Origin of the sequence: Undibacterium sp. SXout7W, assembly GCF_049339385.1 — a bacterium.
Taxonomy (GTDB): Bacteria; Pseudomonadota; Gammaproteobacteria; order Burkholderiales; family Burkholderiaceae_D; genus Undibacterium.
Map to the genome: position 1 here is coordinate 1 of NZ_JBMPPF010000001.1, position 11,724 is coordinate 11,724.

Sequence of the window (11,724 nt, forward strand, 5' to 3'; positions counted from 1 at the left end):
TCCCGAACAGGACCGTGAAACGACTCTGCGCCAATGATAGTGCTGCAACCAGTGTGAAAGTAGGTTATCGTCAGGCTTGTATTCTGCGAACCCCCCGTTACCAGCGTAACGGGGGGTTTTGCTTTTACAGACTCCTCTTCGCTCTCCTCACGGCCATGCAGCGCCAGAAAAATAATTCCAGCGCCCTGCAATGGATTCTGCTCCCGGTCTCCTTTTAGAAGGCCATGCCCGCTTTAATGACGGCAAAATTGACCCCAGGATTCGGGTGTTTGATGCCGCCATTGGAATAATGTTGTATCTTGAAGCTCAGATCCCAGCCGTTGTTCAGGACATAGCCAACACCAATGTGGTCTCCAAACTGAAAGTTCGTCGAAAATTGACGGCCATTGTTGTTATAGATTTCAGATAGCATATGAAGACCGATACCTGCTTCTGAATAAAATCCCCTTTTGTTGTCGTTCTGTAATCTGAACACCGGGGTAATACCTAGGTCCGTCAGATTTTGTTTTGAACCATTTCCACCTTGATAGCTGTTTCCTTGCCATTGAGCTAAGGTGGCATCCCAGTATCCACCAATGTGTGTTCCATTTGATGAATACCATTGCTTATCCCAATTCCATTGCAAGCCTCCTCGCACCATTTTAGTTTTATTGCCAGTGGCGAATTCTAAGGACGTTGAATCTATTGCAAATGCCGGAGTTTGAACAAGAATGGATGCTGCTGCAAATATGATGCTGCTACCTATTTTTCGGAACATGTTGTACTTTCAGAAACGTTAATCTAGTTGACAATTGTAACAAGTCGGATGCCTCGTAAGCAGGAATCTGATATGACATTACAATCTTACCTATGTTTAATTAATCATGAATAAGTTGAGAAGATGAATCAAGTAAATATCTTTCCAAGAATTGCCTTTCTGGGTATCGGCCTTATGGGGCGAGGCATGGCAAAGCGCTTGTTAGCCGCCGGCTATTCTGTATCTGTGTGGAATCGCACTACAGAAAAGGCGCAATCCTTAGTTGCATTTGGTGCTGATGTCGCGAAAACAGCGATTGATGCCGTTTCTTTTAATAACCAGCAAGCCGATATTATCATCACCATGCTGGAGGCCGGTGCAGCGGTAGAACAGACGATACAGGCAATTTTGCCAGCACTGAAAAAAGGCAGCATTTTGATTGATATGAGTTCCACTCAGCAAGGAGAGGCGCGAAGATTTTTTCAATGGCTAAGCCCATTGGGTGTGCATTTTATAGATGCACCTGTATCGGGTGGTGTGATTGGTGCAGAGGCTGGAACTCTCGCAATTATGGCTGGTGCTGAAGTTGCTGCTTACACTCAGGCAGAGTCGGTATTGAAAGTAATGGGAAATCCTCTTCGGGTTGGGGAACCAGGAACGGGGCAATTAGCTAAATTGTGCAATCAACTGATTGTCGGCGGCACGATTAATATCGTTGCAGAAGCCTTGTTGCTTGCACAGGCAGGTGGTGCCGATCCTGTTGCCGTCAGGCAGGCTTTACGTGGAGGATTTGCCGAAAGTCGCATTCTGGAAGTGCACGGACAGCGGATGCTGGACCGATCTTTTATGCCTGGTGGTCAGGTGAAAAGCCAGGCAAAAGACATGGAAAATATTCAGATTGCCGCGCGGGATGCAGGTCTTACATTACCTGTCACCCAAGTCGTGACGAATGCCTATCGTGCGCTGTTGCCAGTTTATCCTGCGGCAGATCATTCCGCTGCTTTGCTGGAGCTGGAAAGCAAAAACCCAGGTAAGCGGCTTGGTGATAAGGCCGATCAACTACCAGGTTGACGGCATCAAAGCATTTTCACCATTTCTCGTAATTCTTGTATGCACCTGATGTACTGAATGAGTCGGTATAAGTGTGTTTTATAGGTGTCTTTGTGTTATCCGCATGAACGCATCTACGTAAAAATTCAGTAAAAAAACTGAATAAACAGAAAGGAATTGTAATGACTAGTTCTATCATACGTGCCGTTTGCCCACACGATTGCCCTGACACCTGTGCATTGCAGGTGACGGTAGAACATGGTGTGGCAACAGCGGTACGCGGTGATCCCGATCATCCGACTACTGCTGGTGTGTTGTGTACAAAAGTGTCGCGCTATACAGAAAGAACTTACCACCCTGACCGTCTTCTTTATCCTCAAAAGCGTATTGGTAAAAAGGGCGAAGGAAAATTCACGCGTATTTCGTGGGATGAGGCACTGGAAACGATTGCCGCCAAACTTCAATCCGTTGCAGCACGAGATCCACTGGCTATTTTGCCGTACAGCTATGCTGGAACGATGGGTTTATTGCAAGGTGATGGCATGTCGCAGCGTTTTTTTCACCGTATTGGTGCCTCTTTTCTGGATCGCACGATCTGTGCAACTGCTGGTGGTCAGGGGTATAAATACACCGTTGGTGCTCGTATAGGGACAGATACTGAACAAACCCAGAATGCAAAATTAATCATTATCTGGGGCGGTAATCCTATTGCATCCAATCTGCATTTCTGGATGCGCGTGCAGGAGGCGAAGCGGAATGGCGCCCGAATCATTGCCATCGATCCTTATCGTTCCCTCACCGCAGAGAAATGTCATCAGCATATTGCTGTATTACCAGGAACAGATGCTGCATTGGCGTTGGGCTTGATGCATATTCTGATTGCCGAAAATCTGCTGGATCACGATTACATACAGCAATTTACTCTCGGCTTTGACGCCTTGGTGCAACGTGTTGCTGAATGGACGCCAGAACGGGTTGCCAGAATTTGCGGCATTACCGCCGACGAAGTGATTGGCTTAGCACGTGAGTATGGACAGGGAGCCAAGCGGGGTGAGGCAAGTCTGATCCGTATGAACTATGGCGTACAACGCGTACATGGTGGAGGGATGAGTGTCAGAAACATCAGTTGTTTGCCTGCACTCGTGGGCGCGTGGAGGCATCCGGCAGGTGGCGTGCAATTATCATTGTCAGACTCTTTCCCTAAAAACTTTTCTGCTTTGCAGAGACCAGATTTATTTCCTGCAGATTTGCCGCAACGAACAATCAACATGAGCACAATCGGTGATGATTTACTGCGTAAAGCATCATCAGATTTCGGCCCCGCAATTGAAGCGCTGATTGTTTACAACTCTAATCCAGTAGCAATTGCACCCGAATCAGGCAAGGTCGCACAGGGCTTCGCGCGTGAGGATTTATTTACGGTGGTATTGGAGCATTTTCAGACCGATACAGCGGATTATGCAGATATCTTGTTGCCTGCAACAACACAGCTTGAGCATACGGACATTCATAGCACTTACGGTCATCTGTATATGATGGCGAACAATCCGGCAATTGCTCCATTAGGGGAGGCAAAGTCAAACACAGAAATTTTCCGTTTGTTGGCACAAAGAATGGGATACGACGAGTTATGTTTCGCAGAGTCCGATGATGAAATGGCAGCACAGGCATTTCACAAGACGGATGCACGATCGGCCCATTTCGATTGGGATACTCTGAAAAAAACAGGCTGGTCAAAACTGAATGTGCCATCGGCTCCCTTTGCGCAAGGTGGCTTTCCTACACCCTCAGGACGTTGCGAATTCTACAGCGAGGCTATGGACAAAGCGGGTCTCGATCCTTTGCCAACGTACATTCCACCGTACGAATCTGTCGCAGATAATCCAGCGCTGGCAAGTCGTTACCCATTGGCGATGATCTCACCACCAGCAAGGAATTTTTTAAACTCCACTTTTGTTAACGTGCAAAGTCTGCGTGCTACTGAAGGGGAACCACATCTGGATATTCATCCGCAAGATGCAGCGCAGCGGAAAATCGTTCAGGGTGACATGCTGCGCATATACAACGACAGGGGCAGTTTTTCTGCACGTGCCAGAGTTACGGATAAAGCCCGTCCGGGGCTGGTAGTGGGCTTGTCTATATGGTGGAAAAAACTCGCAGGTGACCATAAAAATGTTAATGAGGTGACTAGCCAGCGGTTGACTGATATGGGTGGTGGTCCGACTTTTTATGATCTGCTGGTGGAGGTGGAAAAACTTGGTGCGGCATGAATATGGTCAATTTTTATCAAAATTGATGCAGTTTTGTTTCTTTTTCGACATGCTTCGTATTGTGGTAAATACTTAGAGGGAGCCCTCAGCTTGAGCCTAAAAGACTTGCTATCTCGCTATTTAGTCGATAGCATCTTTGCGCGAAAGTGTATGTTTGCGTGGCGAAAGAGTGGTCGGATTTATTTCTGATATCGCAAATAGAGCAATACCAGACAAAGCATAATAAACAGAATTACACACAGAATAACAAACCGAGACGAGGAAAATATGGACAAATTTTGGCTGAAATCGTACCCGAAAGGCGTACCATCAGAAATCGATTTTACGCAATACACATCGTTGGTTCATTTGCTGGAAGAGTCGTTCAAAAAGTATGCTGCACGTGACGCGTATGCCTGTATGGGCGCAGTGTTGACGTATTCTGAAGTGGATATTCTGTCGCGAAAAATCGGTGCATGGTTACAGAACAAGGGTTTGAAAAAAGGTGCGCGCGTTGCCTTGATGATGCCAAATGTCTTGCAATATCCTGTCGTGATGGCCGCAGTATTACGCGCAGGTTATGCTGTAGTGAATGTCAATCCTTTATATACACCGCGCGAGTTGGAACATCAGTTGACTGACTCTGGTGCGGAGGCGATTTTTATTCTGGAAAATTTTGCGACAACATTAGAAGCCGTCGTAGCAAAAACAAAAATCAAACATATCGTGGTCGCCAGCATGGGTGATTTGCTTGGTGGAGTCAAAGGTGCCATCGTTAACTTCATGGTGCGCAACGTCAAGAAAATGGTTCCAGCCTTTTCATTGCCGAACGCCACACGTTTTAAGCAGGTATTAGCAGAGGCCAATAATCTGTCGTTCATGCCGGCTACGCTGGATCATCAGGATGTCGCATTTTTGCAATACACCGGCGGCACGACAGGCGTCTCTAAAGGTGCGACTTTATTGCACAAAAATGTCTTGGCGAATGTACTGCAAAATGAAGCATGGCTGCTGGAAGGAAAATCGCGCGATACGCTCGATCCAAAGATCATTGTCTGTGCCTTGCCTCTGTATCATATCTTTGCCCTGACTGTTTGCAGCTTGCTGGGTAATCGTATCGGTGCGATGAATTTACTGATCCCGAACCCACGTGATATGGGGGGCTTCATCAAGGAAATGTCAAAGTACAAGGTCAATATTTTCCCCGCAGTGAATACTCTGTATAACGGACTACTGAATCATCCTGACTTTGCCAAGCTGGATTTTTCTGGTTATGAAATTTGCAGCGGCGGCGGTATGGCAGTACAAAAAGCAGTGGCGGATAAATGGTTGAAAGTCACTGGCTGTGCGATTTCCGAAGGATATGGTCTGTCTGAAACATCTCCGGTTGCAACAGGTAACCCAACGCACTCCAAAGAATTTTCCGGCACTATTGGCTTACCTTTGCCATCGACAGAAATTATGATTCTGGACGATGAAGGTAATTCTTTGCCGCTTGGTCAGGCCGGCGAAATTGCGATTCGTGGCCCACAGGTGATGGCTGGTTACTGGAACCGTGCAGAAGAAACAGCGAAATCGATGACACCAGAAGGTTTTTTCAAAACAGGTGACGTCGGTATTATGGATTTCCGAGGTTATACAACGATCGTTGATCGTAAAAAAGACATGATTCTTGTGTCTGGCTTCAATGTGTATCCAAACGAAATCGAAGGTGTGGTTGCGATGCATCCGGGCGTGCTGGAATGTGCTTGTATCGGCGTACCTGATGCGAACTCAGGTGAGGCTGTGAAATTATTTGTGGTGCGCAAAGATCCATCACTGACCGTTGATCAGTTAATGGACTATTGCAAAGAGCAATTTACAGCGTACAAAAAGCCAAAATACATTGAATTCCGTATGGAGTTGCCGAAGACCAATGTCGGTAAAATTTTACGCCGCGAATTGCGTGATGAAAAGAAAGCAGCTTGATATACCGGCAACGATAATGTCGCTCATTTGTTGATCAAAAAAGGGAAGGTATTTTACCTTCCCTTTTTTATACATAGAACTTGCGCAAATCTTCGCAAAACAAGGAGTTATCCAGCTGCCGGGGTAATTTTGCATCAGCCTTGAGACATTTATCTTCCTAAGACACCAGTGACTATCTGCCAATCAATTTGGAGAAAAATCATTCTCTGATTTTTTTATCATCCACTTTATGATGAAGTGTTAATGACTCCGGTTTTACCATCTTCTACAACAAAGCTCGCAAGCTTGCTAATGCCAGAATCTGCTTTGCTTACATCATTGAGTGCAATGAAATGCGTCATGATTTTTGTCTGTGAAAATTCCAGTAACATGAAGCCGCGCTTGTCGCTGCGACCAAATTTGATATGTGGATTTTGTGCGACATACTGATCCGTTTTTTCTTGAGGTCTTGAACTTGACGTGACAGACGTGCCACAAAATTCTGTTGCCAGAATAGGATTAGTGGCAGAGGCTTTGCTGTAAAAATTACGTTTCAGATTAGCTGCATAAAATGTATGCACATCCCCAGAAATCACTACCGGATTCGCAGGTTTATATTTTTGAATATCATCAAATAGCCGTTGCCTCGCCAACGGATAACCATCCCACCCGTCAGTCCAGAATTTTCCATCACCTTCTTGCATAATGGCAGTCTGACTCGACTGAGCCATCAAAGTTTGTTGCGCCAGGATATTCCATTTGGCGGTTGAACTGGCGAAACCATTAGCTAACCATTTTTCCTGCTCTGTACCAAGCATGGTACGCGTTGGATCAAGACGTTCACTGCATTCTGCATTAGTGACATTATTAGAGCCACCACGGCCTGGCAGGGGGCAGGCGTGGCGCGAACGGTACTGACGATCATCGAGTATGTGAAAGCGGGTCAGACGCCCCCAGTCGCAGCGGTCATAAACACGCATGCGCGAAAAACGGTCGATATCATTGACTGCTGAATGCAAGCGCACTGGCATATGCTCATAAAAAGCCTGATACGCTGCCGCACGACGAGTTAAAAAATTGGGATCAAGCCGTTCATCACGATCACCACCGTAATCGTTGCAGACTTCGTGATCGTCCCAGGTGACTATCCATGGAGCCACATGATGCGCGGATTGCAGCAAGGGATCGGATTTGTACTGGGCATAACGATTCCGATAATCGCTGAGGGTAAAACTCTCTATTTCACGTTTTCTGGCATGGCTCGGATGTTTCAAATCATAGGGCCCCCACTCGTAAATATAGTCACCCAGAAATGCCACCAGATCAGGGCTGGCAGCTGCAATATGACGATGTGCGGCATACTCGCCAAATTCCCAGTGCTGGCATGAGGCTACCGCTAGTTTCAGACTGGAAGGCTGGCTTTCTGGTGCTGGTGTAGTGCGTGTGCGCGCTGCCGGGCTGATCGCATCTCCAAGCATAAATCGATACCAGTACCACCGGTCAGGTAAAAGCCCAGTAACATCAACATGGACACTATGTGCTAACTCAGGCAACGCAAAGCATTCTCCCTTGGCACTGACCTGCCTGAAGCCCGGGTCTTCAGCAATTTCCCAGCGCAGCTTATAAGTCACTGGTGGTAGCAGTAATGCATTCAGGGGATCAGGTAATAAACGTGTCCAGAGCACGACGCTGTCATGTCGTGGTGAGCCTGAGGCGACTCCCAGAGAAAATGGATAAACGCTCGTTTGTGCCACCGCATAGCCGGGAAAAGCTTGCGCGAATGCGGCGAGTCCGCCCAGGCGCGCTGCTTGCTGCAAAAAAAGACGTCGGGACAAATAACTCTCCAATCAGAGTTGAGTGGCGATGGTATCCAGAGGTGGAATCTGGCGAGGCTTACGGTCATTGCCTGTGGCAACGAAGGTCAGAGTGGCTTCAGTGACTTTGACGGTGTTGGCCTGCAACTGATTGCGTTCAGCATAGACTTCTACTGACACAGTGAGTGAGGTATTACCTACCCGGGTGACCTCGGCATAAAACGATAGCAGATCACCGACAAACACGGGTTGTTTGAACAGGAAAGAATTGACGGCAATCGTAGCAACCCGCCCGTTAGCACGCCGCGCCGCTGGGATAGAGCCCGCGATATCCACCTGGGACATGATCCAGCCGCCAAATACATCACCGTGAATATTGGCGTCCGATGGCATTGGCATTACTCTGAGCGTCGGTACGCGTGCTGGCAGTGTTGTTTGCAGGTGGTTTTGGGTGTTATCAGGCATCACGAATTTCCTTAAGACGTTACAATCACCGAGATGATAAACCAGAGCGGGCCTAAGCGTCGCAGATCCTGTGCTGACTGCGCTGTACATCAACACCACGCGCGGATGATGTCGAGATGGATTCTGGCGCCGTTGCTGTTTTATAGCTCTTATCCCTTTATCAATAAAAGAACAATTCAATGCGTCGCAGAGAAAATACCGGTAGAAATACTCCTTCTATTTCTCCTGATGGAAAACGGGGAGATTGGTCCACCGTTAAGACTTTATTACCTTATTTGTGGGCTTATAAATGGCGTGTTTTACTGGCGCTGTCTTTTTTGGTCGGAGCCAAACTCGCCAATGTCGGTGTGCCACTGGTGTTGAAGAGCCTGGTTGATAAACTGACTTTTAATCCCGCTCATCCAGCTTCAGTGATGGTACTGCCTGTCGGCATCCTGGTTGCATATGGTGCCTTGCGTTTATCAACGACGATGTTCACTGAGTTGAGGGAATTTGTATTCGCTAAAGTGACGCAACGGGCAGTCCGTACGATCGCTTTGCAAGTATTCCGGCATCTGCATGCACTGTCTTTGCGTTTTCATCTGAACCGTCAGACTGGCGGTATGACGCGCGACATTGAGCGTGGTACGCGGGCCGTGTCTTCACTGGTGTCGTATGCCTTATTCAGCATTGTTCCCACCTTGCTTGAAATTTCGCTGGTACTGATTTATCTGAGTACCCATTACGATATCTGGTTCAGTCTGATTACCGTCACCGCGCTGACGACATATATCGTGTTTACGATCAGTGTCACGGAATGGCGTACCAGTTTTCGCAGAACCATGAATGAGCTTGATTCCAAAGCCAATACCAAGGCGATTGATTCACTGATCAATTATGAGACTGTGAAATATTTCGGCAATGAGGATTATGAAGCGCGTCGTTATGATGAGGGGCTGCAGCATTATGAGTCGGCAGCCGTGAAGTCGCAGAGCAGCCTGTCACTGTTAAATACAGGGCAATCGATGATTATTGCTACTGCGGTCAGCCTGATTTTATGGCGGGCAACACAAGGTGTTATTGACGGGAAAATGAGCCTGGGCGACCTGGTATTGGTGAATGCTTTTATGATACAGCTGTATATCCCGCTGCATTTTCTGGGTGTTCTGTATCGTGAGATCAAGCAAAGTCTGGCGGATATGGAGCGACTGTTTTCCTTGCTCGATCAGAACCGCGAGATTGCTGATGCAGAAGGCGCTCGTGCATTGACCATTAATCACGCTGAAGGTGGAGAGATATGTTTTCAACACGTCGACTTCAGCTACGAACCTAATCGCCAGATTTTATTTGATGTGAATTTCACGATTGCTGCTGGAACCACCACCGCCGTGGTCGGGCATAGTGGCTCTGGTAAATCTACTTTGTCGCGCTTGCTGTTCCGCTTTTATGATATTCAGTCTGGAGCGATCACGATTGATGGTCAGGATTTACGCATGGTGACGCAATCTTCGGTACGCTCCGCGATTGGCATCGTGCCGCAGGATACCGTACTGTTTAACGACACCATCGAATACAACATTGCTTACGGCAAACCAGGCTCGACGAAAGAAGAAATCGTCGCCGTTGCCAAGGCCGCGTATATCCATGAATTTATCGAATCACTCCCTGAAGGTTATGCCACGATGGTCGGTGAGCGCGGGCTGAAATTATCCGGCGGCGAAAAGCAGCGAGTGGCGATTGCCCGTACGTTGTTAAAAAATCCGTCCATACTCATTTTCGATGAAGCGACATCCGCACTTGATTCACGTTCCGAACAGATGATACAGGCGCAACTGAAAGAGATTGCGCGTCATCGCACCAGTCTGGTCATTGCACATCGTTTATCGACCATTATTGACGCACAACAGATACTGGTGATGGACAAAGGACATATTGTCGAGCGTGGAACACATCCGCAATTGCTGGCCTTGCAAGGTGCATATGCACAAATGTGGGCTCGCCAGCAAAGCAAGAAAACACAGACATCAGAAGAGTTGGATGAGGCTGGAGACAGCGACTTTTTGATCGACGAAACTGATCGACAGTTAGCAGGAGCATAAATGGAAACCAAGTGGCTGGAAGACTTTGTTTCGTTGGCTGAAACGAACAGTTTCAGTCGTTCTGCGGAATTGCGGCATGTCACTCAACCAGCGTTTTCGCGTCGTATCAAATCGCTGGAAGCCTGGATCGGTGTTGATCTGATCGATCGTACTTCTTACCCGACCCGGCTCACGCATGCCGGAGAAGTGTTTTACGAACAAGCCATCGCGATGTTGAGCCAGATCGATGATGCCCGCGCTTTATTACGGGGCAAACAGACGACGGTACAGACAACCGTAGATTTTGCAGTACCGCATACGCTCTCGCTGACCTATGTACCGCGCTGGTTAAATAAGCTCAATGAGGCATTCGGTAATATCAATAGCCGGTTATTGGCGCTGAATGTGCATGATGCTGTTATGACGCTGGTGGAAGGGGGATGCGATTTGCTGTTGTGTTACCACCATCCGCGTCAGCCTTTGCTGCTGGACAGCAGTCAGTATGACATGATCAGTATGGGAGCCGAAACCTTGCGCGCTTACACTCGTTGTGATCGCCACGGCAAGCCGGAATTGCGGCTGCCAGGCAATCCGGATACGCCATTACCATTTTTTGCCTATACGAATAATGCTTATCTGGGCCGGATGGTGGATCTGATACTGAACGATAGCAGGCATGCTTTGCATCTCAATAAATGCTATGAAACCGATATGGCCGAAGGCTTGAAAATGATGGCACTCGAGGGGCACGGCATCGCTTTCTTACCGGAGTCTGCGGTGACGCGTGAGGTCAAGCAAAAGCAACTTGCCAGAGCTGATGACGGTAGTGGGCAATGGGAGGTCAGTATGGAAATCCGTCTGTATCGTGAAAAACCTTCGTTGCAACGCCCCGGAAAACTCATCGTTTCCCGCTTGTGGACTTATCTGGAGCAATTGCAGGCAGATGAATTCCGGCAGCGTGAATCTGCTGCAAAAAAACGTAAATAAGGAACGCGAGTTTAAATATAAATAAGATGTGAAAAGAGAAAAGCGGATAAAAACGCAGACAAAAAAACTTGAGTTAACACTTTCATCAACGCATTCATTCAGACAGTAATTAAATTAATCACCAGCAAAACAGGTCAGCAAAAAGCACAACAAAAAGCACAATTTTTCTTGATCTTGTTTTTCTCATATATCAAAACAGCAAACCGGCTTTCCCGTTTTGCTGTTTTTTTTATCAGCTCAATAGGAATGCCCAGTGCGCGACGTCGCGCTGATCAACTTGAAAAATACAATACCTTCCATATTCAATCTATGCATTTCACGCATAGATTGATGCAAACAAAGCATTGGCTGATTTTGTGAACGCGGGACTACACTGCCTCACCTTATCTGGTAGCTGCCCAGCAGCGACAAGCGCAATT

Annotated in this window: 9 protein-coding genes; 5 read left to right on the forward strand and 4 right to left on the reverse strand. The window is 47.4% G+C overall.

Annotation, left to right across the window (positions count from 1 at the left end):
- Positions 1-191 (reverse strand): hypothetical protein (locus ACO0LB_RS00005; protein ID WP_423045241.1); only part of this gene is annotated, 191 nt, incomplete at its 3' end.
- Between the two features lie 23 nt (positions 192-214).
- Entirely contained in the window at positions 215-757 is a 543-nt protein-coding gene (locus ACO0LB_RS00010) for an acyloxyacyl hydrolase (RefSeq protein ID WP_423045243.1), read from the reverse strand.
- A gap of 123 nt (positions 758-880) precedes the next feature.
- Between ACO0LB_RS00010 and ACO0LB_RS00015 the strand changes: the two genes are divergently transcribed.
- The 3 genes from ACO0LB_RS00015 (at position 881) to ACO0LB_RS00025 (ending at position 6,003) form a co-directional block, all read left to right on the forward strand.
- Complete coding sequence (locus ACO0LB_RS00015; protein WP_423045245.1) at positions 881-1,807, forward strand: NAD(P)-dependent oxidoreductase; 927 nt, start codon at positions 881-883, stop codon at positions 1,805-1,807.
- Between the two features lie 161 nt (positions 1,808-1,968).
- Positions 1,969-4,056 carry a molybdopterin-containing oxidoreductase family protein gene (locus ACO0LB_RS00020; protein WP_423045247.1) on the forward strand — a complete coding sequence of 696 codons (2,088 nt, stop codon included), beginning with the start codon at positions 1,969-1,971 and terminating at the stop codon, positions 4,054-4,056.
- Between the two features lie 267 nt (positions 4,057-4,323).
- Positions 4,324-6,003, forward strand: a complete 1,680-nt coding sequence (locus ACO0LB_RS00025; protein WP_423045249.1) for a long-chain-fatty-acid--CoA ligase — start codon at positions 4,324-4,326, stop codon at positions 6,001-6,003.
- Between the two features lie 227 nt (positions 6,004-6,230).
- Here ACO0LB_RS00025 and ACO0LB_RS00030 read toward each other — a convergent pair whose 3' ends face one another.
- Complete coding sequence (locus tag ACO0LB_RS00030) at positions 6,231-7,817, reverse strand: alkaline phosphatase D family protein (protein ID WP_423045251.1); 1,587 nt, start codon at positions 7,815-7,817, stop codon at positions 6,231-6,233.
- A 12-nt stretch (positions 7,818-7,829) separates the two neighbouring features.
- The gene (locus tag ACO0LB_RS00035) at positions 7,830-8,261 is read right to left on the reverse strand and encodes an acyl-CoA thioesterase (protein ID WP_423045253.1); all 432 of its coding nucleotides are present in this window, start codon (positions 8,259-8,261) and stop codon (positions 7,830-7,832) included.
- Between the two features lie 179 nt (positions 8,262-8,440).
- Here ACO0LB_RS00035 and ACO0LB_RS00040 point away from each other — a divergent pair, with 179 nt between their 5' ends.
- Both ACO0LB_RS00040 and ACO0LB_RS00045 read left to right on the forward strand, forming a co-directional pair.
- The gene (locus tag ACO0LB_RS00040; RefSeq protein ID WP_423045255.1) at positions 8,441-10,339 is read left to right on the forward strand and encodes an ABCB family ABC transporter ATP-binding protein/permease; all 1,899 of its coding nucleotides are present in this window, start codon (positions 8,441-8,443) and stop codon (positions 10,337-10,339) included.
- A complete protein-coding gene (locus tag ACO0LB_RS00045; protein ID WP_423045257.1) occupies positions 10,340-11,305 on the forward strand; it encodes a LysR family transcriptional regulator in 966 nt (321 codons plus the stop codon). It abuts the gene before it with no gap.
- Positions 11,306-11,724: the final 419 nt, after the last annotated feature.

Excerpts from the sequence above, each read along its gene's own strand:
- ACO0LB_RS00010 (WP_423045243.1), bottom strand. The coding sequence starts at position 757 with ATGTTCCGAAAAATAGGTAGCAGCATCATATTTGCAGCAGCATCCATT.
- ACO0LB_RS00015 (WP_423045245.1), top strand. The coding sequence starts at position 881 with ATGAATCAAGTAAATATCTTTCCAAGAATTGCCTTTCTGGGTATCGGC.
- ACO0LB_RS00020 (WP_423045247.1), top strand. The coding sequence starts at position 1,969 with ATGACTAGTTCTATCATACGTGCCGTTTGCCCACACGATTGCCCTGAC.
- ACO0LB_RS00025 (WP_423045249.1), top strand. The coding sequence starts at position 4,324 with ATGGACAAATTTTGGCTGAAATCGTACCCGAAAGGCGTACCATCAGAA.
- ACO0LB_RS00035 (WP_423045253.1), bottom strand. The coding sequence starts at position 8,261 with ATGCCTGATAACACCCAAAACCACCTGCAAACAACACTGCCAGCACGC.
- ACO0LB_RS00040 (WP_423045255.1), top strand. The coding sequence starts at position 8,441 with ATGCGTCGCAGAGAAAATACCGGTAGAAATACTCCTTCTATTTCTCCT.
- ACO0LB_RS00045 (WP_423045257.1), top strand. The coding sequence starts at position 10,340 with ATGGAAACCAAGTGGCTGGAAGACTTTGTTTCGTTGGCTGAAACGAAC.